The sequence below is a fragment of the Mucilaginibacter sp. PAMB04274 genome, from assembly GCF_039634385.2.
Lineage (GTDB): Bacteria > Bacteroidota > Bacteroidia > Sphingobacteriales > Sphingobacteriaceae > Mucilaginibacter.
In genome coordinates this window covers 5,163,407-5,186,668 of record NZ_CP155081.2, presented here as the reverse complement: position 1 = coordinate 5,186,668, position 23,262 = coordinate 5,163,407, and the positions used below count along the sequence as shown (strand labels likewise).

Genomic DNA, 23,262 nt, shown 5'->3' with positions numbered 1-23,262 from the left:
GTTACGATGATGCTACCTGCTGCAATTTTTCCAGCAAGGCATCAAGCTTTATTGGTTTAGAGAGAAAGTCATCCATTCCTGCTTCGAAGCATTCTTCGCGGTCTTCGGTCATGGCATTGGCAGTCATAGCTATAATGTGGGGTTGTTGGCCGGTATGGTGTTTTCTGATATGCCTGGTGGCGGTTAAGCCGTCCATTTCCGGCATTTGAATATCCATCAGTATCAGGCTAAAAGTTTGCTGGCTCAGCAGCTGAACGGCTTCTTTACCGTTTGTTGCCAGGGCCGGCTCATAACCCAGTCTGGAGAGTATCTTCAAGATCACCATCTGGTTAATCTTATTGTCTTCGGCCACCATAACCGTCAATGGATGCGCAGCCGCAAAATCTTTTTGAAGAAGCATCTCAGGTACTTGTGGGGTATGGTATTGCTGCTGCAAAACATTAGTTAATAGTCTTTGTAAGTGTTGTTGCTTAACGGGTTTGGTCAATATACCGGCAAATAGATAAGGGTCTTTCTTTCGGATATCATCGCCCATTGAGCTTAGTAAAATAATGGGTGTGTTTGGTTTCTTAGCCTTAACAAGCGTAGCCAACTGAACGCCATCCATTTCGGGCAGTCCAAAATCGGTTATGACCAAATCGTAATGGTTAGCCGAGTCTAATAATCGTAGTGCTTCCTGCCCGGTCGTTGCCTCGGCAGTTTTAAGCGCCCATTGTTCAAGCTGTGCTTTTAAAAATTGCAAACCGGTTTGATGATCATCCACAATCAGTACCTGCCTGCCATTTGTGCCTCCAAAGTCAAAATTGGTTACTTCAACAGGCTGCTTGCTAACCTGGCACTTAATTGTAAATTTGAAGGTAGTACCTAAGCCAGGCTCACTGGTAACGGTAATTTGCCCGCCCATTAAATTTACCAGGCGCTTGCTGATCAACAGGCCCAATCCCGAGCCGCCATACCTGCGGGCTGTGGCGGAGTCGGCCTGTGAGAAAGCTTCGAACAAATGTGAAAGCTTCTCCGCCGGGATTCCTATGCCGGTATCACTTATAGCAAATTCTATCTCAATGTGGTGTTCATTGCGGTTACTTAAGGATACCTTTAAAAATATCTCACCCTGATGCGTGAATTTGGTGGCATTGCCCACCAGGTTTATCAAAATCTGCCTGATGCGCATCTTGTCGCCTACCAGTTGCTGGGGTAATTGGTGATCTATGTAGTGCAGGAGTTCCACATTTGATTGAGCCAGTTTGCCCGAAAATACATCCAGCACTTCTTCTACACAGGTACGCAGGTTAAAGTCGTGTGGGTCAATATCCATCTTGCCCGACTCAATTTTAGAAAAGTCCAGTATATCATTAATCACACTGAGCAGGGCCTCGCCGCTTTGAATAATGGCTTGGGTATATTCCTGCTGTTCGGTGTTTAATTTAGTTTCTTTGAGCAGGGCCGCCATACCAATCACGCCGTTCATGGGCGTACGGATCTCGTGGCTCATGGTGGCCAAAAAAATACTTTTAGCCTGGTTAGCTTCTTTATGCCTGAAAACATCCAGCTGCTTGCGGTAAATAATAATGAGAAAACAGATAACAATAGTAAGCGAGCACATCATGGCCGTTATTACCAGTACCGGTATGTTATCGTTTATTTCTTTCATTAAGTATGGCCGCAAAAAAGAACAAATACATTACGAGCACAAAGGTGGCATGCAGGTTCCAGATAACATCCTTTATGGTTCTGGTAGCAATATGGCTTACAACGTTAGAGAAAATGAACTGGAATAATGAACTGCAGAAGTAAATTAAAAAGCCGCCCGCAACCATCCTACCCGAACGGGTAACCAACTGCTGGTTGCTCAGGTTTGGCTGTACAGCCAAATACAAACCGCTGAACAGAATGATGATCAGCGCACCTAAGGGCCTTGTGTAAGTATTAAACTCATGGAGGCTTTGTAAAAAGGTAAAGTTAAGAACACACAGCAGCGGGAAAGCTATCATGGCGGCATAAATCCAGCTGGTTATTTTGCCGTGGCCAAATGCATGTTTGTAGTAAAACATTACTGCCAGCAGTTCAAAAATGGTGTAAAAATGCAGTAACGGCAGGTTGTTAATATGATTGCCGGCCATTACGCTACCAATTACATTGATTATAAACGCTATAATTAAATAAATGAGCAACGTATGCAAAGGCTTATTAATGCGCTTATAATACATCAAGCCTGCAACTATTGGCAAAAGTGTACTGGCCGGCACTATATAGCCGAGATAATAGGATGTAAAAGACTTCATAAGTAAGCAGGTTTAGCTAATCTCTTATTGGTCTCCGTTAAAAAGCGGGCTGGTAGTATCGCAAAAGTCGGGGCATGGGCGAGTAAAATCGTATACGCTTGAGTCATCGTCAGATGAACCGCCTGGCAGGTAAATGACGTCTTTCCCGGCAGGCATTCCTTCTTCTTCCCTTACCAAAACCATTACAAATTTTATTTCATTCCTGAATTTCTCTTCCTCGGGCACAGTTAGAGAGAAGTAAGCGCGAACCCCGGCTATGCTTTTGTCGGCATGGCATGCGGCAGCCAAATCCAGTATGTCTTCCTTGGAAATGTATACTGCTTTTGGAATTTTCCAGGATTCTTGTTCTTCCAGATTCTTTTTAAGAAAGTTCCTCCAGTTCGTAGTTCTTTCAATTGCTTTTGATACCGGGATGATAACCCGGGTAGGTTCGGTGAGTTTACTTGACATAAGGGGTCGATTTTCTGATAAAATTAATGTTCTCGACCGAAAAAAAAGTTTTTTTATTAACTCTGTTGAAAATGATTGGGTGGTATAATTTGAAGTTAAAAGATGTAAATTGTAACTAAAAAACTTGTAATTAAGATGGTGGTGGTTGTTTGGGTGATGCTATATATAAGCCCGGTTGGTTTTTGAAGTGGGTGCCTTATTAATTATTGGTTCAACTCGAGTGGGTAATTCAACAGTCGGTTTGGTACCGAAACGATTGGTAAGCCAGGCAGCGTAAGGCCGGTATAAAAAAAATGTTTGCTTGGAGCTTAAAAGCTTATAGGGTAACAACTCGCCTTCGAGTAGTTTAATATCAAAAATAAATGCTACCGGTCAATCTGAATATCGTACTTATCCAACAAACCGGTAACACCATATAAAGAGAACTTTGCTTTTTTTATGCGGTTACTTTCCGGGTTGATGGAAAAGTTAAATGATGTACGAAAATCGGCTTTATCCAATACGGTTCTTTCGAATATGGCGCCTTTAAGATCACATTGGTCAAACAGGGCGTTTGTTAAATCAGTACCTGTAAAATCTACCTCCTGTAACTGGCAATTGGTAAAAGCAGTGCCTTTAATTTTAATTTGATGAAACGATGAATGGTTAAGTATACACCGGTCAAAATTTACTTCAAAGCCAAAAAGGCTGCAATCTTCAAAGCGCAGGCCCAGCATCTTACACTCCCGAAATTTAACATCCCTGAATGCAGTTTTAGTTAAGCGGGCCATACTCAAATTGCTGGTTATAAATACGCACTCTAAAAATACAACGTTATACAGATCGGCATTAGTGAAATCACAGCCTGTAAAGGTGCAGTTGTAGTATTCGGCCTTTAATAAGGGCTGCGTTGCAAAGGTTTCTTTTTCGAATTTTCGGTCTTCAATATAATTTTCCACTACTCTTTATTCTTGGTATCTATCATAATAGTAACCGGTCCGTCGTTCACCAGGCTTATTTTCATATCAGCGCCAAAAACACCTGTGGCGGTTGCGTTGCCGGTTAATTGATTAAGCGAGGCGATCATGTTTTCATAAAGGGGTATAGCTTTGCCGGGTTTGGCTGCGCGGATAAATGAGGGCCTGTTGCCTTTTCGGGTTTGTGCAAACAGGGTAAATTGTGAAATAAGCAAGATACGGCCACCTACATCAGCCAGTGCCTTATTCATTAAACCGTTCTCATCGCTAAAAACGCGCATGCCGGCTATTTTTTGAGCCAACCATTGTACGTCCTCCTCGGTGTCCGCATCCTCTATGCCTAACAAAACCACGAAGCCGGCTGCAATCTCGCCGGTTATGTGACCATCTACCTTACAGGAGGCGCCTGAAACCCGTTGTAATACTGCACGCATAGAAATAGAATCAAGATTATAGGGTTAACAATATAGATTTATAGGAAAAGGCACAAGTAAAAGCAAAAAAAACAACTCAACAGCTTTCTGTTCTGGCTTTAAGTGCGTGTGTCATTACCATTGTAAATGCTTAAATAGCTGTCATAGCGAGAGGGCTCTATTACGCCTTCTTCGAGCGCTTCTAACACGGCGCAGCCCGGTTCGTTAATGTGACGGCAGTTGTTAAAACGGCAATCGTGCATGCGGCTGCGCATCTCAGGAAAGAAGTGGCCGAGTTCCTGCTTTTCAATATCGATAATGCCCAGTTCACGTATGCCTGGCGTATCAATAATGTGGCCGCCGGCGGGTAGATCATACATTTCGGCAAAGGTAGTGGTGTGCATGCCCTTGTCGCTCCACTCAGATACCTCCATGGTGCGTATTTGCATATCGGGTAGTATGGCGTTCATTAAGCTGGATTTGCCTACACCTGAGTGGCCCGAAAATAAGGTGATCTTATCCTTAAGCTGCTCCTTTAACTGCGGAATGTTGGTGCCTTTTAACGCCGAGACTTCATAACAGGGATAACCCAGGTTTTCATAGATACTCTCATATTCGGCCAGTATTTCTAAGCCTTCGTCGCTAAACATATCCAGCTTATTGAATACCAGGCTGGCCGGTATGTCATAAGCCTCTGCCGTAACCAAAAAGCGGTCAATAAAGCCCAACGATGTTCGTGGCGAAGCCAGTGTAACCACCAGGAAAGCCTGATCTAAATTAGCGGCTATGATTTGTGCCTGCTTACTAAGGTTAATAGACTTGCGGATAATATAATTGCGACGGTCGTAAAGCTTGTTGATAACCCCCTGCTGTTCCTGGTCTGGCTCGGGCTCAAAGTCTACGCGGTCGCCAACGGCAACGGGATTGGTGGTGGTAAGGCCTTTGATACGGAACTTGCCTTTGATACGGCAATCATACCGTTTGCCATCGGGTGTTTGTACCTGATACCAGCTGCCTGTTGATTTGGTGACGAGTCCTTGCATAAGTAAGCTACAAAGTTATAAAGTTTTAACGCCTGCTAGTGTAAATGAGTTTGGCATTGTTAACGCTTTTGCCTGTTTAATGGCCGCTACGGTTACAGACGGCGGTGCGATTTAATAAATTTCTTATGGCTCCAACCAAATTTTCTATGTTTAAAAACGATTTTTTAAAATTTAATTTGCAATTGCGGGATTTTACTCTTTAATTTACAACGGTCAACACAGACGCAATAAATAAACATGATTACTAACGGCACCATTATTACCACAATTATTACCACAGGCACAACGCCCGGAGGAAGGTAACTGTATGGTGTAATCAAAACATAAAAAACCAACAAAACGCCTTCCTCCACAAATGGGGAAGGCGTTTTTGTTTTAGCACAATCTTATGAAAGTTTTAAAGTTCGGGGGCACATCAGTAGGTACAGCACAAAGCATTGGCGCTGTAATGGACATTGTAAAGCAGGAGTACCAGGCAGACTCTGGCTTGGTGGTAGTATTATCGGCCATGAGCGGTGTAACCAATTTGCTGGCCGAAATGGCCGACCGCGCCGCTGCAGGCAATGAGTTTACCAAGCACCTGGCTGCCTTAGAGATACGCCACTTTGAGGTGGTAAAGCAATTGTTGGATATTCAGCAGCAAAACCCGGTTTATACCCGGTTGAAGATTTACTTTAACCAGCTGGAAGATTTGCTGCAGGGTGTAATGGTACTGCGCGAGCTTACACCTAAAACACGCGACCTGATTTTAAGCTATGGCGAGCGCTGCTCTACACTGCTTATTAGCCGTATGGCGCTCCAATATTTACCTGATGCCGTTTACGTAGACGCCAGCGAAGTAATTAAAACAGATAGCAGCTTTGGCCAGGCACGGGTAAACACCGAGCTTACAGATTTGCTGATACGTGGTTTAGCTAATGAAAATACCGGCAAGGCCTTGTTTGTAACCGGCTTTGTGGCCAGTAACGAGGCCGGACAGGTAACTACACTTGGCCGCGGAGGCAGTGATTATACTGCTGCTATTTTTGCTTCGGCGCTTGATGCCAGCGAAATACAGATATGGACCGATGTGAACGGCATGATGACGGCCGACCCGCGCATGGTTAAAAAAGCCTTCTCGCTGCCCGAGCTTACCTATACCGAGGCTATGGAGCTATCGTACTTTGGTGCCAAAGTAATTTATCCGCCAACCATGACGCCGGCTTTCCTCAAGCGTATACCAATCGTTATTAAAAACACATTTGATACAGCTTTTGAAGGCACGGTCATCCGTCATGATTGCCATAACACTTCTTTGCCTATCAAGGGTATATCTTCTATTGATAATATCAGCATCATTAACCTCGAAGGTAGTGGCATGGTTGGCAAGGCCGGTTTTAGCGGCCGCCTGTTTTCACTGCTGGCCCGCGAGCGTATCAATGTTATGCTTATTACGCAATCATCGTCTGAGCATAGCATCACCTTTGCCGTGCAGCCGGGCGATGCTGAAAGAGCCTGCCGCCTTATGGAGCAGGAGTTTGAACTGGAGTTAGGCGCACAAAAGCTGGAAGTGCCGGTTATTGAAGCTAACCTGGCCGTGCTGGCCATTGTGGGCGAAAATATGCGTAAAACACCTGGTATGTCTGGCCGGTTGTTCCATGCGTTGGGACGTAATGGTGTCAATGTAAGGGCTATTGCACAGGGCTCTTCCGAGTACAATATTTCGGTAATTATATCGGCGCATGATCTGGCTAAGGCCGTAAATGCGGTACACGATGCCTTTTTTGTACAGTTTAACAAAACGCTCAACGTGTTTTGCCTGGGTACCGGTAACATTGGTAAAACGCTGTTTAACCAGCTGCAGCAACACCGCGAATTTTTACAGGAGAATAATAGCATACAAGTTAAGATTGCCGGCATTAGCAATACCCGCAAAATGCGCTTTAGTGTGGATGGCTTGCCACTACAAGACTGGGACCAGGACCTGGATACCTACGGCGAGCAGGCTAACCTTACCGAGTTTGTAGCGCGCATGAAAGAGATGAACCTGCCTAACTGTGTATTTGTTGATAACACGGCCAGTTCGCAGCCGGTGGCGTTTTATGAGGAGATTTTTAAATCGACCATATCTATTGTTACTTGTAACAAAATCGGTAATTCGGCCAGCTATAGCCAGTATCAAACTTTTAGGGATACTGCCCGCAAGCATGGGGTCGATTTCTTTTATGAAACCAATGTTGGTGCCGGGTTGCCTATTATCCGTACCTTAAAAGATTTAATGATAAGTGGTGACCGTGTGCAAAAGATCGAGGCCATTCTTTCAGGAACGATATCTTACATCTTTAATAACTTTAAAGGCGATGTGAGCTTTCATGACATAGTGAAGGACGCGCAGGAAAAAGGTTATACCGAGCCCGATCCACGCGATGATTTGAGCGGCAAAGATTTTATGCGCAAAATACTCATCCTGGCGCGCGATGCCGGTCATCGTATGGAGGCTGATGACGTACAGATAGAAAATATGTTACCGCAAGCCTGCCTGGATGCGCAAACCGTACCTGAGTTTTATGCGGCTTTAAAAGCCAATGATGCTTACTTTAACCAGATTAAGCAACAAGCCGAAAGCAGCGGCAAGGTACTTCGTTACATTGGCAAGCTGGATAATGGCCAGGCATCTATCACACTGCAAATGGTAGATGAAACCCATCCGTTTTACAGCATGTCGGGCAGTGATAACATCATTGCCTTTACTACTGACCGTTATAAAGAACGCCCCATGGTAGTAAAAGGCCCTGGCGCAGGTGCAGAGGTAACCGCCGCAGGCGTATTTGCTGATTTGATAAACGTAGGCGCTAATTAGGAGCCGAGTGTTAGAATTAAGAATAAAAAGTCAGAATCAAGACTTTTGAAATAACATAAAATGGAACAAGAAGTAAACGCCCCGGCAAAGCCAATTGAAGCCTTGGATTCAGCTAACAGCCAATATCAGTCAACCGGTAACCCGTCCCCGGGTACCGAGATCAAAGTGTTTGCGCCGGCTACGGTAGCCAACGTAGTTTGTGGTTTTGATGTGCTGGGCTTTGCCGTAAATGAACCGGGCGATGAGGTAGTAATGCGGGTTACTGATAAACCCGGAATCACTATTAGTAAAATAACCGGCGATAATGGCCGTTTGCCACTAAGTCCGGAAAAAAACACAGTCAGTGTTAGTGTACAGCATTATTTAGAAAGTATTGGCCGTACCGATTTGGGACTGGATATTGAACTGCACAAAAAGATGCCTATAGGTAGTGGCTTGGGTTCAAGTTCGGCCAGTACGGTGGCAGGTTTGTTTGCCGTTAAAACCCTGCTGGGCGATGATAGGGATGTAGCTAAACTACTGCCCTTTGCCATAAAAGGCGAAGAAATGGCCTGCGGTCATGGTCATGCCGATAACGTGGCCCCAGCGCTGTTGGGCGGCTTTGTACTCATCCGCAGCTATGAGCCGCTGGACGTGATACGCCTGCCGCACCCTGCAGGTTTGTATTGCGCCATTGTTTTCCCTGATGTGGATGTCCCCACCCGCGAAGCGCGTAAAATTATTCGCAACACGATACAAATGAAAGATGCTGTTACGCAGTGGGGCAACATAGCCGGACTGATAAGCGGTCTTTATACGCATGATATTGACCTGATTGGTCGCAGCATGCAAGACGTGTTGGTTGAGCCGGTACGCTCTATCCTGATCCCTGATTTTTATGTAATGCGTGATCTGGCCATGCAAGCCGGAGCTGTAGGCTTTGGCATATCTGGCTCAGGCCCGTCTGTATTTGCGTTTACACGCGATGAAGAGACTGCCCTGAAAATTACGCAGGCGCTTCAGCAACATCTTACCGGTATTAAAATCAATTCCCATACCTACGTATCAACCATTAATGATGCCGGGCCAAGGGTAATATAGGAGAGAGCAGGAGCTAAGAAACAAGATCTTCTATTAGCTGCCATCAGTAAACAAAATATAAAACTCATTTCGAACGATAGTGAGAAATCTTTCTTAAGCGATAAGCTTAACCAATTTGAAAAGATCTCTCACTATCGTCGGGATGACAATAAATAAATCCGAAATCGAACATCCGAATTCCGAATTCCGAAATCAAATGAAACTCTATAGCACCAATAACCCCTCAGCAGCAGTATCGTTTAAAGACGCTGTGTTTAACAGCATGCCGCAAGATAAAGGCCTGTACATGCCGGTTGATATTTCACGCCTGCCTAACAGCTTTTTTGAGCAACTACCACGCTATACCTTGCCGCAAATGGCTTTTGAAGTAGCCAGGCATATGCTTAATGGAGCGATTCCTGATGATGATCTGAAAGCCTTGATTGAGGATGCCGTGAATTTTGATGCACCGGTTGTGCAGCTGGAAGAGAACGTTTATGTGCTGGAGCTTTTTCATGGCCCGTCATTGGCGTTTAAAGATTTTGGTGCCCGTTTTATGAGCCGGGTAATGAGCTATTTTTTACAACAGGGCGAAAAACAGCTTGATGTGTTGGTAGCTACCTCGGGCGATACAGGCGGAGCAGTTGCCCTTGGCTTTTTAGGGGTGCCAAACACACGGGTAACTATTTTATACCCTAAAGGTAAGGTGAGCGATATACAAGAACTACAGTTAACTACCAACGGGCAAAATATACGCGCCCTGCAAATCGACGGAACTTTTGATGATTGCCAGGCGCTGGTTAAACAGGCTTTTGTTGATGATGAGCTGAATAGTGCGTATCGGTTAACTTCTGCCAACTCCATTAACATTGCACGGCTTATACCACAAACCTTTTATTATTTCAACGCTTATGCGCAACTGTTACGTGCCGGCAAAACAGAGGTGGCGTTCTGTGTGCCCAGCGGCAACTTTGGTAATATAGGCGCCGGCCTGCTGGCCTGGAAAATGGGCTTGCCCGTTAAACAGTTTATTGCCGCCACCAATGCCAACGATACGGTGCCTGCTTTCTTTAAAACTGGCGTTTATGCACCCAAACCATCGGTTGCCACCATCTCTAACGCTATGGATGTGGGTAACCCCAGTAATTGGGCTCGCATTGCCGATTTATTTAAGGAAGATGCCGAAGCACTGAAAACGCTGATGACCGGCTACAGTTATACCGACGAACAAACACGCGAGTCGATGCAGCAAGTATTTGACAAGTACGAGTACGTGGTTTGCCCGCACACAGCTATTGCCTGGCGCGCATTAACCGAGTGGCAACAAGAACATAAGAATGTGCCCGGCGTATTCCTTTCTACTGCGCACCCCTGTAAATTTCCGGACGTTTTCCCACAAGAGATTGCGGCCAGGGTTGAGGTGCCGGCACAGGTAAAGGAGCTGGAAAGCAAATTAAAGCAGGCAGTTAGTTTAGATAATAGTTTCGAATCTTTTAAAAGCTATCTGTTAAGCAATAAATAAGGTGGCTTGTGCGTCATGCTATAGTGTCTTGCCTATGCCAATACACTATCTTATTACATGATTAACACAATAATTTTCGACCTGGGTGCCGTACTTATCGACTGGAACCCTAACCACCTTTACAACAAGCTAATTGCCAACGAGGAAGAGCGGACACATTTTCTGACCCATATCTGCTCGCCCGACTGGAATGAGGAACAGGATGCCGGGCGTTCATTAGCCGAAGGCACAGCTGTATTAGTGCAGCAGTTTCCGGAGCATGAGGAGAATATACGTGCATTTTACGGCCGTTGGGAAGAAATGCTGGGTGGACCTATAGCAGGCACGGTAGAAATATTTAAACAGTTGAAAGGCAGCGGCAGGTACAAGCTGTATGCACTAACTAACTGGTCGGCCGAAACATTTGAGATCGCCTTGCAGCACTACGATTTTCTGAACTGGTTTGACGGAATAGTGGTATCGGGCATTGAAAAGATCCGCAAGCCTAACCCCGAATTTTACCGCACACTGCTAAACCGCTATAAGGTGAACACTGCAGAAGCTTTGTTTATAGACGATAACCTGCGCAATGTAAAAGCAGCTGAGGAGTTGGGCATTAATAGTTTTCATTTTACCTCTGCAGCTGACTTAAATATATTTTTAAAGCAGCAACAAATATTAATTGCTTAGCTGAGTTATCTCTCAAACTGGTATCTAAACCCTATACCTAAAACCCTGCTGCTTACCGAAAAAGCAGTGTAAGCTGTATATGCTGTACGGCCACTGTATAAAGCAAAAAAATTGAAACGCTTATGAATACTTGTACCAATTTCTAACGGAAAATTCATCCATATTTTGTGAAATATGTAATAATCATCAATTACATCCGGCCGGTATGGATTAGCGCTTATAGATTTATTGTTCATGTAAATTGAATAATTAAAAGCAACACCACCATTAAGGTAAATTTTCAATGCATCAGAGTTATATACATTAAATAACAGTTGCGGAATCAATGCGATATTTAATTGATCAAACTGATATTTAACATCGTAGTTTTCTGATGCGGTGTTATTTGCTTCAAAACGCGGTTTGATGTAAGACAATGCCAGTTCGCTCCTTAAAAAGAACCGTTGTACGTTTTTATTAGGCATGAAATCCATTCCTGCACTTAAGCGTGGCAGGTAACTTACCGATGACTGGCCACTAAATGCATTGTTTCCATCAAACCTGGTATCAATATTATTCAACAAAATCCCTGCAAAAAAACGACTGCCATAGGTACCTTCCTGAGATGACCGGTCATCTTTGCTGATTAATTTCAAAATCTGAATTAATTCTGATTCTGTAAAGCGTGCATGGCTTATTTTGATAACCAGCTTCTGATTGACACTATTGTACTGCTGTGCTAAGCCAAGAAGCACAGCATAAAAAGCATTTACAGTTCTGAAAGTGCTGCCTCCATTGTTATAATATTGATGAAAGCGTAGTTCTTGGGGCTTTCGGCTATTTTCCTGTACAAAAAACCTGAGTTTAGTATCATCTTGATGCGTTAACAGGCTTAAGAGGCTACCTTGATACCTTACCAACATAAATATGGTATCAAGGCGGGTAGTAGTATCGAGAGATGTTGGCAAATCGGGAAACACATTCCGGTCTGTACTTATCAAGCCGTTATAAGATATATACTTCTCAGCGCCGTTTACCTCAAATGCCTGCAATGTAGCTGCTGAGTAGCGGACTGTATTATGTGTATTTAAATCATTTCTGAACTCTATGGTCCTGGGAGTACTTGACCATTCACGGTAATTGATGTAGCCTCTTAAGGTATCTCCAGATGATTTAACAACATACCCCGGCTTGTAGTTAGACTGTGCCTGGCTAATACCAGTAAGTATAAAAAGGATTAGAATAGTTAAGCTAAAGCGCTTCATGAAAAGTTTCAGATTGAAGGCATAAATATAATTAAATACTTACACCTTCATGTAACCCTTAAAAAATCTCTCTGGCAATGCGCTTAGTGGGTTCAGGGTTGCCCATGGTGTAAAAATGCAATACCGGTACACCAAATTCAACCAGTTCCTTACATTGGTTAATCATCCACTCTATGCCTACTTCTTTTACATCTTTGTCATTCTTGCAGGCATGTACGGCATCGCTCAAATCTTCCGGAATATCGATATGGAATACTTTGGGCAGGTTAATTAACTGCTTGGCTGTAGTTATGGGTTTTAAACCGGGTATAATAGGCACATTGATGCCATTTTCACGACATAGCTTAACAAACTCCTTGTACTTGTTCACATCAAAAAACATTTGCGTCACTATGAAATCAGCGCCTCCCTCAATCTTCTTTTTTAAATACTTAAAGTCTGTTTTTAGGTTGGGCGATTCAAAGTGCTTTTCAGGGTATGCTGCTACTCCTATGCAAAAATCTGTTTTGTAAGAGGTGTCCTGGTACTCGTGCAAGTATATACCGTTGTTCATATTGGTTACCTGTTCCAATAAATCGGTAGCATAACAGTGGCCCCCAGGAGTAGGTATAAACCCTGGATCGGTTTTGCGGGCGTCGCCGCGTAGTACCAGTACATTATCGATGCCTAAAAATTGCAGGTCGATCAACGCATATTCAGTTTCTTCTTTGGTAAAACCACCGCAAATAAGGTGTGGAACAGTATCAACCCCATATTTGTGCTTAATGGCCGCACACACCGCTACAGTACCCGGGCGTTTGCGGTAGGTAGCTTTTTGTATATTACCATCGGGCGTTTCCTTATAAAACAAATCTTCGCGTGATGAGGTAACATCAATAAACGGAGGCTTAAACTCCATTAGCGGATCTATTGCTTTATATATACCATCCATACTTTGCCCTTTAATAGGCGGTAGAAGCTCGAAAGAAAAAAGTGTTTTGCCGTTGGCGTTTTGGATGTGCTCCGTTATTTTCATGTTATAAATGCACTGTTTGTGCTACCAGTTTTTGTAAATATTTTTCTGCAGATGGAATTTCTCAATAATTCAAATTCGGTCCCAGCCACCTTTCTATCGTTTCTACCGACATGCTCTTGCGCTTGGCATAGTCTTCAACCTGGTCTTTGCCTATCTTACCTAAACCAAAATATTTCGACTCTGGGTGAGAAAAGTAAAAGCCGCTTACCGAGGCGGTGGGTAACATTGCCATACTTTCGGTAAGGTGCATATGGGCATTATCTTCAGCTTTCAGCAAATCAAAGAGGGTTACTTTTTCAGTATGCTCCGGGCAAGCAGGGTAACCTGGTGCCGGACGTATACCCTGGTATTGTTCTTTTATAAGCTGCTCAGTATCCAGTTGCTCGTCTTTGGCATAGCCCCAGTACTCGCGGCGTACAAGTTCGTGCATTTTTTCAGCAAAGGCTTCAGCCAGGCGGTCGGCAATGGCTTTGGCCATAATGCTGTTATAATCATCATGGTCGGCCTCGTATTTAGCTACCAGTTCATCACAGCCAATACCTGTGGTTACGGCAAAGCCGCCAAAGTAGTCGGGCACGCCGCTTTCTTTAGGTGCTATAAAATCGGCCAGGGCATAGTATGGTTCGCCTTTAACCTTTTCGCCTTGCTGGCGCAGGGTGTGTATGCGGGTTAGCAATTGTGTACGGCTTTCATCACTGTACAGCTCAATGTCATCGCCTACGCTGTTGGCCGGCCAGAAACCGATTACACCGTTGGCTTGCAGCAAATTTTCATTAATGACTTTCTGCAGCATCTCCTGCGCATCGTCAAAAAGCTTTTTAGCTTCGATGCCCACGTTCTTATCGTTAAATATTTTCGGATAACTACCGCGCAGTTCCCAGGTATGGAAGAACGGCGTCCAATCGATATAAGGAACCAGCTCTTTTAGCGGATATGCTTGAAATACCTTGGTGCCTGTAAAAGACGGTGCTGGAGCTACTGAGCCATCCAGATCCAGCTGAAACTTATTGGCACGTGCTTCTTCTAAAGTGAGGAAGCGTTTGTCGTTCCGTTTGTTTAGGTGTGCTTCGCGAGCTTTGGCGTACTCGTCTTTAATGGTTTGAATGTACTCGTCGCGGTTCTCCTTACTCATCAAAGTGCTGCACACGGTTACACTGCGCGATGCATCCAACACATGTATGGCAGGGCCCGAATAATGCGGCGCTACTTTAACTGCGGCATGAATACGAGAGGTGGTTGCCCCCCCAATAATTAATGGGATAGTAAACCCTTCGCGTTCCATTTCTTTGGCAAAGTGTACCATTTCATCAAGCGATGGCGTAATCAGACCACTCAGCCCAATAATATCTACGTTATGTTTTTTAGCTTCCTCAATAATTTTATTGGCGGGCACCATTACGCCCAGGTCAATGATCTCGAAGTTATTACAAGCCAGTACTACGCCTACAATGTTTTTACCAATGTCGTGCACATCGCCTTTAACGGTGGCCATAAGTACCTTGCCAGCATTGCTGCGCTGGTTGCCATCGGCGTTTTTCAGCTTTTCGGCTTCAATAAAGGGCAGCAGGTAAGCTACGGCCTTTTTCATTACCCGGGCCGATTTTACCACCTGTGGCAAAAACATTTTACCGGCGCCAAACAGGTCGCCCACAATGTTCATCCCGTCCATCAGGGGGCCTTCAATAACTTCCAGCGTGCGTTCGTATTGATGGCGTGCTTCTTCCACATCCACATCAATATATTCCACAATACCTTTTACCAGTGCGTGCGAGAGTCGCTTTTGTACCGGTTCATTACGCCAGCTTTCATCACGTACAATTTCTTTGCCTTTGCTTTTTACCGTTTCGGCATACTCTACCAGGCGTTCAGTAGCATCCTCGCGGCGGTTAAGCAGTACATCTTCTACACGCTCTAAAAGAGGTTTAGGAATTTCCTCGTACACCTCGAGCATACCGGCATTTACAATGCCCATATCCATGCCAGCCTGTATAGCATGGTATAAAAAGGCCGAGTGCATAGCCTCGCGTACAACGTTATTACCGCGGAAAGAGAAAGATATATTACTCACACCACCGCTTACTTTGGCGTGTGGTAAGTTTTCTTTTATCCAACGGGTGGCGTTAATAAAATCAACAGCATAATTATTATGCTCTTCCAAACCGGTGGCAACGGTAAGGATGTTAGGGTCGAAAATGATATCCTCCGGTGGAAAGCCAATTTCGTTCACCAGTATATCGTAAGATCGTTTACAAATTTCTATACGGCGTTCATAATTATCGGCCTGCCCTTGCTCATCAAACGCCATTACAACCGTAGCAGCACCGTAGTTTAGTATCTTGCGCGCGTATTCTCTAAACTTGTCTTCACCTTCTTTTAGCGAAATTGAGTTTACAATACCCTTACCCTGCAAGCATTTTAAACCGGCTTCAATAACCGACCATTTAGAGGAGTCGACCATGATGGGCAGCTTGGCAATATCAGGTTCGGAGGCCACCAAATTCAGAAATTTAACCATTACGGCTTCCGAATCAATCATGCCCTCATCCATATTAATGTCAATCACCTGGGCGCCACCTTCTACTTGCTGGCGGGCAACTGTGAGCGCTTCCTCATAGTTTTCGGCCAGTATAAGCTTTGAAAACTTGGGCGAACCGGTAATGTTGGTGCGCTCGCCTACGTTCACAAAGTTGGTTAGAGGCGTTAGGGTAACGGCTTCTAAACCACTGAGGCGCATATAAGGCTCAAGCGTTGGTAGTTGCCGTGGCGTGTATTTAGCTGCCCTTTCGGCAATACATTTAATGTGATCGGGTGTGGTGCCGCAACAGCCGCCTACAATATTAACCAGGCTAGCTTGCATAAAGTCATCAACCTGGTGGGCGGTTTCATGCGGTTGTTCGTCATAAGCGCCAAACTCATTAGGCAAACCCGCATTTGGATAAGCTGAAATATATACATCGGCTTTGTTAGAGAGTTCTTCCAGATATGGGCGCATCTCTCTAGCCCCTAAAGCGCAGTTTAATCCCACCGATAGCAGGTTGGCATGGCGTATGGAGTTCCAGAAAGCCTCCACCGTTTGGCCCGATAGGGTACGGCCAGAGGCATCGGTTATGGTGCCCGAAATCATGATGGGCAGGTTCTTGCCCGATTCCTGTGCATAGCGCTGGGCGGCAAACAGGGCTGCCTTGGCATTCAGCGTGTCAAATATAGTTTCGATTAATAGCAGGTCTGAGCCGCCGTCAACCAAGCCTCTAATCTGATCATAGTAAGCTTCGGCCAAATCGTCGAAAGTAACGGCACGGTAGCCCGGGTCGTTCACGTCGGGTGAAAGGGAAGCGGTGCGGTTGGTAGGGCCGACAGCGCCGGCTACAAAGCGCGGCTTGCCGGGCGTTTGGGTAGTATAATCATCAGCCGCCTCGCGGGCTAAACGGGCACCTTCATAGCTTAGCTCGTAAGCCAGCTCTTCCATATGATAGTCGGCCAGTGATATACGCTGGGTACTAAATGTGTTGGTTTCAATAATATCGGCACCTGCATCCAGGTACTCGCCATGGATAGCTTTAATTACGTCAGGGCGTGTAAGGTTCAGCAGGTCGTTATTGCCCTTTAAATCGGATGGATGATTTTTAAAACGCTCCCCGCGAAAATCCTCCTCCGTTAACTGATAGCGCTGTATCATGGTTCCCATGGCGCCGTCAATTACCAATATGCGTTTCTTTAACTCGTTTTTTATGTCCATATTTTGGATATGAGATGTGAGGCAAGAGATGTGAGATAAAGCGTAGGATTTACTTGCAAACGCATGCAAAATCCTGTCAGTTTCATATCTGATAGCTCAAATCTTATTATATGCTTATATCGAAAAGTCGGTGTATTGGATTTTGACTTTCGCTTATCCGTCTTAAAACCTTTTAGTGAATGGTTTTAAGTAGAATGTAGCACCTTGTAAGTACAGGTTGCTAAGACTTCGCAGGGTCCAGTCCCTCCATCTTTCTCTATAAGCATTGCAAAGTTGCAAAATAGCGTTGTGAATTGCAAATGCCAGTTTTTAAGCAAAATAGCTTTCAAACAACAAGAGCCGCCTTTTGGGCAGCTCTTGTTATATAATTATTTAACGTTATCTGCGGCTGCCAAATATTCTTAATAAGGATAAGAACAGGTTGATGAAATCCATATACAGGGTTAAAGCGCCCATAATGGCCATCTTTTTAGCATCAGCCATACCCAACTCCAAGCCGGCACCTATGCGTTTTAGTTTTTGTACATCATAAGCGGTTAAGCCCACAAACACTGCTACACCAATATAGCTGATGGCTTTGCTTAAGCCCGGACTGGCCAGGAACATGTTTACAACAGAAGCGATGATCATACCTATTAAACCCATAATCATTAATGAGCCAAATTTGGTCAAATCCTGGTTAGTAGTATAACCGGCTACCGCCATAATGCCAAAAACAGCCGAGGCCGTAATGAATACACCTAATACCGACGAAGATGTATAAACCAACAGCACAAAGCTAAGGCTGGTACCCATAAGGGCAGCAAAAACCACAAACAGCAGGGTAAGCACCGGTGCTGATATTTTGTTTAACCCAAATGATATAATCATCACAAAGGCTATAGGAGCAAACATAACGATAGTACCTAAGCCGGTATTACGCATGGTAACAGGATCGCGTAGCAAGTTAGCAAGTTCGGGTTTAAAAGCAAATGCAGCAGCACATAGGGCCGAAATACCCAGCGCTACAAACATCCACATAAACACATTGGCAATAAACCGGCGCGATGAGGCTTGGTCATCCAGCTGAATGACATCCTCGTATTGATAATTCGTATTTTCCATTTTCTTAATTAATCAGGTTAAAGGTATGATAATTATTATTGTACTTGTTAGACAGCCCAAGGGGCTTAAAGTTTAGGTAAGCCTGCGCATTAATTGTTCTTCAACCCGTTTAAAAACCTGCAAAGGTTTTAACGCGCGCCAGCCCAGTTCATCCAGCCCGCCACCAAAGTTGATAAAATAGTCGATGTTGCTTTGCTTAAACTCCCGTATTACATGTTCTCTGAAGTTAATGCCGGCAATCCAGCCGTCTTCCACTTCCTGAAACCACTCCTCGTAATAACAGTCATCAGATGAATGAAAATTCAGGATATTCTCGCCAATAAGTATAAACTTATTGATGCCATTATCCATCATTAACTCCATGATTTCGCGTTTGAGCAACATAATGTCGTTATTGATGGCATCATTCCACTCGCCAATAAATTCTATAATAACGTAGCCGCGATCATAATCGGCATACAGTACTTTTAAATATAATGTATTAGAGCCAAATGAATCCCATTGCGGGTGCAGCAAATAGTTATATATCTGCTTATCAAATTCAAACTCGTTGTACACTGTAGCATAAAAAGGCGAATACTCATCCTCTGCGGCTACATAATCATCCCTCCATTTGTAGTATGGCTCTATTTCGTGCATTTTTTATTCCAATACGCAGATTTCAATATGCAAATTCAAACCTGCCGGTTTTTATAATCTTCCCTTTTGCTCAAATGCACATCTGCATATTTGCAAATCACTTTCCTGCAAGGTGTGCCTCCACCGCCTTACGTACACTACCGTGTTCATTTAAAAGTTCGGCGGCAGCATCTTCTTCTAAACCGGTTTCCTGCATTATCATTCGAATTCCGCGATCAACCAGTTTATGATTAGTTAACTGCATATCCACCATTTTATTACCCTTTACCCGGCCCAATTGTATCATTACGGTAGTGCTCAGCATATTTAAAACCAGCTTTTGGGCGGTTCCGGCTTTCATGCGGGTTGAGCCGGTTAAAAACTCAGGGCCAGTAACCACTTCAACCGGGTATTGAGCCTGGGCAGCTACAGGGCTTTGCGCATTGCAAACGATGCAGCCGGTTGCCAGGCCATGTTCATTAGCTTTACGCAAGCCGCCAATTACATACGGCGTACGGCCCGATGCTGCAATGCCCACAACCACGTCTTTATCGGTAATGTTGTATTCCAGCAAGTCAAGCCAGGCTTGGTCCTCATCATCCTCGGCAAATTCTACGGCCTTGCGTATAGCGCCATCACCACCGGCAATAATACCTACAACCCAATCAAAGGGTACGCCAAATGTGGGTGGGCACTCCGAGGCATCTACTACACCCAGCCTGCCACTGGTGCCTGCACCAATGTAAAACAAACGCCCCCCGGCTTTCATGCGCCCGGCAACCGCCTCTACCAGTTTTTCTATCTGTGGCAACGCTTTTTCAACCGCATCCGGAACAGTTTTGTCTTCCTGGTTCATGTGTTGTAAAAGCTCGGCAACAGGTAGTTGCTCCAGCCGGTTATAATGTGATTCCTGCTCGGTTGTGTTGATCATTTTATTCTTACAAATCTGTAACAAAATTCGGTAAAAATCCGTCAACTTCAAGAACACAAAACGCTTTCAAATACGTATTTTTGTTACCAGGGATTTATGAAGCAAACAGCAGGTATTATTTTCAGATCGGTGATCTTATTACTCGCCGGTATGGCCATTGGTTTGCTGTTGAACAATCGCCAGGATGAGCCTGATGACGCCGCCATTGTTACCTCAGACAAAAACAAGCTGGATAAGATCATGCAGCTTGTGCGAAAAAAGTACGTTGACTCTATTGATGTAGACAGTGTGGAGGGTGTTACAATCAATAATCTGCTTCAAAAGCTCGACCCACACTCGGTTTATTTACAAAAAAAACAAGCACAATCTCTGGCAGAAAGGCTGGAAGGCGGATTTGACGGTATTGGCATTGAATCGCAATTACTGCGCGATACGTTGTTTGTTACCCAGGTTTTCCCGAACGGGCCCGCGGCTAAGGCCGGACTGCCCAATGGTTCGCGGGTTGTGACGATTAACGGCAAGCCTTTTTCGGGCACGCATTTAACCAGCGATAAAGTGAACGACGCTTTTGCCGGTAAAAATGACACCGGTATTGAATTAGGTGTGCTGAGCGTGTCTGACAATACTGTAAAAAACTATCATGTTAGGCGAAGCCATGTAACCATGAGCAGTTTGGATGCTGCGTATTTAACCGCGCCTGCCACTGGCTATATAAAAATAAGCAAGTTTGGCTCTACCACCGACGCCGACTTTAAAATTGCATTAAAGAAATTAAAAAAGGCAGGCATGCAAAAACTGGTGCTGGATGTGCGCGGCAATGGTGGCGGCTACCTTAACCAGGCAACCGCGCTGGCCGATGAATTTTTGCCAGCTAAAAAGCTGATTGTTTATACGCAAGGCCAACATGAACCCCGTACCGATTATTTTGCCACCGACTCGGGCTTGTTTGAGGAAGGCAAGCTTGCTGTTTTAATTGATGAGCACTCTGCCTCGGCAAGCGAAATTTTAGCCGGCGCCTTGCAGGATTTGGACAGAGCCGTAATTGTTGGCCGGCGCTCGTTTGGTAAAGGCCTGGTACAGGAGCAATTTCCCTTTAACGATGGCTCTGCGCTTAACTTAACGGTGGCCAGATATTTTACGCCATCGGGCCGCAGCATACAAAAATCATATAAAAAAGGTACCGATAACTACCGTAATGAACTTGCGGAACGTTTGCAAAAGGGAGAGCTGTATGTGGCCCAAAATAACCTGGAAGATAGCTCTTTTAATAATTCGGTTGCCTACCATACAAGCGCAGGCAAAAAGGTTTACGCCGGTGGCGGTATTATGCCCGATGTTTTTGTGCCCGAGGATGCTGCCGTAAACGTGCCGCTTATACAAGATTTGGCGCGCAACCAGCTTTTCTCTGGCTATGTGGTTGACTGCATGCAGGGCGTGCTTAAAAACTACACAACACCTGCCGACTTTGCCAAGTACTACACAGTTAACGATATTGAATTAAATAATTTTATTACTTACGCAGATGCTGCGGTTAAGAATATAGACCCTCACCAAGTAGCCACGGCCCGCAATTATTTAAAACTCCTGCTCAAAGCCCAGGCCGCCCGGTTTAAATGGGGCAATGAGTGGTATTACCGCATCATGAACCAAACCGATGCCGGCGTAATGAAGGCTGTAGCAGCTTTGAACTAAGAGTTAGTGGCTTAACTGATTGCTTTACTTTATGAGTTATAATGTACCACCATGGTGGGCATATAGATGTATAAACTTAAACCAGTTGCATAAGTATTATCTATGAAATAACAAGAGCCGCTAATAGGGCGGCTCTTGTTATTATAAAGCATTTTGCTGAAGTGAGATGTTGTACTTATTATTCATTAGCCCCTTGGGAGAAATATAAGGTATGAGGCAGGTATTATTAAACCACAGGGCAGAATAGCCTTCTGCATAGTCCGAATTGTCAATTTTCTTTTTAGACAGGTACTCCATTCTTTCCCATTTGCCGCTTGTAAGGTTAAGTACGCCGAATAAAGCATTCAATTTAACAAACCCTGATTTATTGTTAGCGATTATGTACAGCTTATTCGACTCAATATGGTAGCCAATGGGTAATGACCTGCTTGGGATAGCATAGCTAGAAGGGAGCATTTGCTGGAAAATGATTTTTAGATCATCATTATAGCAATTAATCAGCGTGGAATTTTCATTAACCCACACGCCGTTTCCTATGCTCGATGGTGATGTATAGCGGCCCGACATGCCAATTACAAGCTTGCCACCGCTTTCGGCCATGTATCTTATCTCTAAATTTTTTGCGCTCCCTAAATTAGGGTCATCCATTTTCTTATCAAATGGCTCATATCCTTTTTCAAGTGCTTTAATATGATCATTGTTAAATAATTCATTTACTGTTTGCTTGGCGCCATTCAGAAAATTCATTTTAATTACGGATAACTGTACGTCTTTATTCGAATTTTCGTGCAGGGCACTAACAAAAACGGCATCACTGTTACTTGATGATACATTAAAGCTTAAATGCGCTTTAAGGTCGGCCATGTCTATGTTATTGCGCAAGTCTAAATCTGTTTCAATCGGTTTGGATCCGGTAGTTTGACCGAAATCGTATTTCTGTATACTGACGGTGCTTTTACCCTTGCCCCATGCTAAAAACAAGTCGCCTTTACTGTTTGACATCGCCCAAAGGAAAAGGCCTTCTTCAACCTTTGTGTTAAAGCGCTTTACCGGCTCCAGCCGATCGTTAATATCAATTACTGTAATTTGCGTGGTCAGGTTATTCTGCTTGCTGGATTGGACAAATGACCGGCGTTCCTGCTTGGTTTGTCTTGCAGTAATTCTGTACAAGGAGTGTGCTTTGTCGTACGAAAGATAGCATTGGTCAAAGTAGGTTTCCGAACCTTCATAAATTTCCTTTTCCAGAAGTATCTTGCCTGTGGCCGGGTCTATTAAATAGCCTTTGTAAATATTATAGGCATCATTTGCCTTGGGGTTTTTGAATGTAGCCAGGGCAAAAACCTTATCCTGAAACTTAACAGCGTCCTGTGGATAGCCGGGTAACTCGGTTTTCCATAAGGTGTTCATTTGTTTATCAATTGCAAGCAGTTCGAAGCTTTTATTGTCAACATTAATTTGCATAATGTTGGTTTCATCATTCACCTTAAATGAGGTGGATATCGCTTTGATACCTTTTTTAAAATCCTGCATTACAGCAGGCTGCGTTTGGGCTGCTGCAAAAAACGGAATAAGCAGCAAAAGTGACAATAGTTTTGACATGTGATAAGGGAGTAGTGAGCTACTAACCTATCAAAAGGTATGAAAAATACAAAATAATAAAGGCCGCTAAGTTAGCGGCCTTTATTATTT

Annotated in this window: 18 protein-coding genes and 1 riboswitch; of the genes, 5 read left to right on the top strand and 13 right to left on the bottom strand. The window is 44.3% G+C overall.

Annotated elements, in window-relative coordinates; genetic code table 11:
• Window position 1 precedes the first annotated feature (1 nt).
• The 6 genes from ABDD95_RS22425 to rsgA form a co-directional block, all read right to left on the bottom strand.
• Window positions 2-1,651 (bottom strand): response regulator, encoded by a 1,650-nt coding sequence (locus ABDD95_RS22425; protein WP_345949597.1) that lies wholly within the window; start codon window positions 1,649-1,651, stop codon window positions 2-4.
• Window positions 1,632-2,282 carry a hypothetical protein gene (locus ABDD95_RS22420; protein ID WP_345949596.1) on the bottom strand — a complete coding sequence of 217 codons (651 nt, stop codon included), beginning with the start codon at window positions 2,280-2,282 and terminating at the stop codon, window positions 1,632-1,634. The genes ABDD95_RS22425 and ABDD95_RS22420 overlap by 20 nt, the downstream gene beginning before the upstream one ends.
• 24 nt (window positions 2,283-2,306) lie before the next feature.
• Window positions 2,307-2,732: a hypothetical protein gene (locus ABDD95_RS22415; RefSeq protein ID WP_345949595.1), complete on the bottom strand. Its 426-nt coding sequence runs from the start codon at window positions 2,730-2,732 to the stop codon at window positions 2,307-2,309.
• 365 nt (window positions 2,733-3,097) lie between these two features.
• Window positions 3,098-3,670: a pentapeptide repeat-containing protein gene (locus ABDD95_RS22410; protein WP_345949594.1), complete on the bottom strand. Its 573-nt coding sequence runs from the start codon at window positions 3,668-3,670 to the stop codon at window positions 3,098-3,100.
• The gene (dtd, locus tag ABDD95_RS22405; protein WP_345949593.1) at window positions 3,670-4,122 is read right to left on the bottom strand and encodes a D-aminoacyl-tRNA deacylase; all 453 of its coding nucleotides are present in this window, start codon (window positions 4,120-4,122) and stop codon (window positions 3,670-3,672) included. Before dtd ends, ABDD95_RS22410 begins: the two co-directional genes overlap by 1 nt.
• A 98-nt stretch (window positions 4,123-4,220) precedes the next feature.
• Window positions 4,221-5,144: a ribosome small subunit-dependent GTPase A gene (gene rsgA, locus ABDD95_RS22400; RefSeq protein ID WP_345949592.1), complete on the bottom strand. Its 924-nt coding sequence runs from the start codon at window positions 5,142-5,144 to the stop codon at window positions 4,221-4,223.
• Between the two features lie 388 nt (window positions 5,145-5,532).
• Here rsgA and thrA point away from each other — a divergent pair, with 388 nt between their 5' ends.
• From thrA to ABDD95_RS22380, 4 genes are all read left to right on the top strand, one after another.
• Window positions 5,533-7,983 carry a bifunctional aspartate kinase/homoserine dehydrogenase I gene (gene thrA / locus ABDD95_RS22395; protein ID WP_345949591.1) on the top strand — a complete coding sequence of 817 codons (2,451 nt, stop codon included), beginning with the start codon at window positions 5,533-5,535 and terminating at the stop codon, window positions 7,981-7,983.
• Between the two features lie 60 nt (window positions 7,984-8,043).
• Window positions 8,044-9,063 carry a homoserine kinase gene (locus ABDD95_RS22390; protein ID WP_345949590.1) on the top strand — a complete coding sequence of 340 codons (1,020 nt, stop codon included), beginning with the start codon at window positions 8,044-8,046 and terminating at the stop codon, window positions 9,061-9,063.
• 196 nt (window positions 9,064-9,259) lie between these two features.
• Window positions 9,260-10,564 carry a threonine synthase gene (gene thrC, locus ABDD95_RS22385; RefSeq protein ID WP_345949589.1) on the top strand — a complete coding sequence of 435 codons (1,305 nt, stop codon included), beginning with the start codon at window positions 9,260-9,262 and terminating at the stop codon, window positions 10,562-10,564.
• 57 nt (window positions 10,565-10,621) lie between these two features.
• Window positions 10,622-11,233: an HAD family phosphatase gene (locus tag ABDD95_RS22380; protein WP_345949588.1), complete on the top strand. Its 612-nt coding sequence runs from the start codon at window positions 10,622-10,624 to the stop codon at window positions 11,231-11,233.
• Window positions 11,234-11,238: 5 nt separating this feature from the next.
• On the opposite strand, the gene ABDD95_RS22375 is transcribed toward ABDD95_RS22380, so the two are convergent.
• The 6 genes from ABDD95_RS22375 to murQ all read right to left on the bottom strand — a co-directional run bounded on the left by ABDD95_RS22375 (window position 11,239) and on the right by murQ (window position 19,881).
• Window positions 11,239-12,477: a hypothetical protein gene (locus ABDD95_RS22375; protein ID WP_345949587.1), complete on the bottom strand. Its 1,239-nt coding sequence runs from the start codon at window positions 12,475-12,477 to the stop codon at window positions 11,239-11,241.
• 58 nt (window positions 12,478-12,535) lie between these two features.
• Entirely contained in the window at window positions 12,536-13,492 is a 957-nt protein-coding gene (gene metF, locus ABDD95_RS22370) for a methylenetetrahydrofolate reductase [NAD(P)H] (RefSeq protein WP_345949586.1), read from the bottom strand.
• Between the two features lie 61 nt (window positions 13,493-13,553).
• Window positions 13,554-17,228 (bottom strand): methionine synthase, encoded by a 3,675-nt coding sequence (gene metH, locus ABDD95_RS22365; RefSeq protein ID WP_345949585.1) that lies wholly within the window; start codon window positions 17,226-17,228, stop codon window positions 13,554-13,556.
• A 150-nt stretch (window positions 17,229-17,378) separates the two neighbouring features.
• Window positions 17,379-17,493, bottom strand: a riboswitch (SAM riboswitch).
• A gap of 113 nt (window positions 17,494-17,606) precedes the next feature.
• A complete protein-coding gene (locus ABDD95_RS22360) occupies window positions 17,607-18,332 on the bottom strand; it encodes a Bax inhibitor-1/YccA family protein (RefSeq protein WP_345949584.1) in 726 nt (241 codons plus the stop codon).
• 72 nt (window positions 18,333-18,404) lie between these two features.
• Entirely contained in the window at window positions 18,405-18,971 is a 567-nt protein-coding gene (locus ABDD95_RS22355; protein ID WP_345949583.1) for a hypothetical protein, read from the bottom strand.
• Between the two features lie 97 nt (window positions 18,972-19,068).
• A complete protein-coding gene (gene murQ, locus ABDD95_RS22350) occupies window positions 19,069-19,881 on the bottom strand; it encodes an N-acetylmuramic acid 6-phosphate etherase (RefSeq protein ID WP_345949582.1) in 813 nt (270 codons plus the stop codon).
• Window positions 19,882-19,977: 96 nt separating this feature from the next.
• Between murQ and ABDD95_RS22345 the strand changes: the two genes are divergently transcribed.
• On the top strand, window positions 19,978-21,573 hold the full coding sequence (locus ABDD95_RS22345) for a S41 family peptidase (protein WP_345949581.1): 1,596 nt from the start codon (window positions 19,978-19,980) through the stop codon (window positions 21,571-21,573).
• Window positions 21,574-21,714: 141 nt separating this feature from the next.
• Here ABDD95_RS22345 and ABDD95_RS22340 read toward each other — a convergent pair whose 3' ends face one another.
• Window positions 21,715-23,172: a hypothetical protein gene (locus ABDD95_RS22340; RefSeq protein ID WP_345949580.1), complete on the bottom strand. Its 1,458-nt coding sequence runs from the start codon at window positions 23,170-23,172 to the stop codon at window positions 21,715-21,717.
• Window positions 23,173-23,262 lie beyond the last annotated feature (90 nt).

Bases quoted from the DNA above. Each gene is read 5' to 3' on its own strand.
- metF (WP_345949586.1), bottom strand. From the start codon at position 13,492: ATGAAAATAACGGAGCACATCCAAAACGCCAACGGCAAAACACTTTTT.
- ABDD95_RS22380 (WP_345949588.1), top strand. From the start codon at position 10,622: ATGATTAACACAATAATTTTCGACCTGGGTGCCGTACTTATCGACTGG.
- ABDD95_RS22340 (WP_345949580.1), bottom strand. From the start codon at position 23,172: ATGTCAAAACTATTGTCACTTTTGCTGCTTATTCCGTTTTTTGCAGCA.
- ABDD95_RS22390 (WP_345949590.1), top strand. From the start codon at position 8,044: ATGGAACAAGAAGTAAACGCCCCGGCAAAGCCAATTGAAGCCTTGGAT.
- ABDD95_RS22420 (WP_345949596.1), bottom strand. From the start codon at position 2,282: ATGAAGTCTTTTACATCCTATTATCTCGGCTATATAGTGCCGGCCAGT.
- murQ (WP_345949582.1), bottom strand. From the start codon at position 19,881: ATGATCAACACAACCGAGCAGGAATCACATTATAACCGGCTGGAGCAA.
- thrA (WP_345949591.1), top strand. From the start codon at position 5,533: ATGAAAGTTTTAAAGTTCGGGGGCACATCAGTAGGTACAGCACAAAGC.
- ABDD95_RS22425 (WP_345949597.1), bottom strand. From the start codon at position 1,651: ATGAAAGAAATAAACGATAACATACCGGTACTGGTAATAACGGCCATG.
- metH (WP_345949585.1), bottom strand. From the start codon at position 17,228: ATGGACATAAAAAACGAGTTAAAGAAACGCATATTGGTAATTGACGGC.
- ABDD95_RS22360 (WP_345949584.1), bottom strand. From the start codon at position 18,332: ATGGAAAATACGAATTATCAATACGAGGATGTCATTCAGCTGGATGAC.
- ABDD95_RS22345 (WP_345949581.1), top strand. From the start codon at position 19,978: ATGAAGCAAACAGCAGGTATTATTTTCAGATCGGTGATCTTATTACTC.
- rsgA (WP_345949592.1), bottom strand. From the start codon at position 5,144: ATGCAAGGACTCGTCACCAAATCAACAGGCAGCTGGTATCAGGTACAA.
- ABDD95_RS22415 (WP_345949595.1), bottom strand. From the start codon at position 2,732: ATGTCAAGTAAACTCACCGAACCTACCCGGGTTATCATCCCGGTATCA.
- ABDD95_RS22355 (WP_345949583.1), bottom strand. From the start codon at position 18,971: ATGCACGAAATAGAGCCATACTACAAATGGAGGGATGATTATGTAGCC.
- dtd (WP_345949593.1), bottom strand. From the start codon at position 4,122: ATGCGTGCAGTATTACAACGGGTTTCAGGCGCCTCCTGTAAGGTAGAT.
- thrC (WP_345949589.1), top strand. From the start codon at position 9,260: ATGAAACTCTATAGCACCAATAACCCCTCAGCAGCAGTATCGTTTAAA.
- ABDD95_RS22375 (WP_345949587.1), bottom strand. From the start codon at position 12,477: ATGAAGCGCTTTAGCTTAACTATTCTAATCCTTTTTATACTTACTGGT.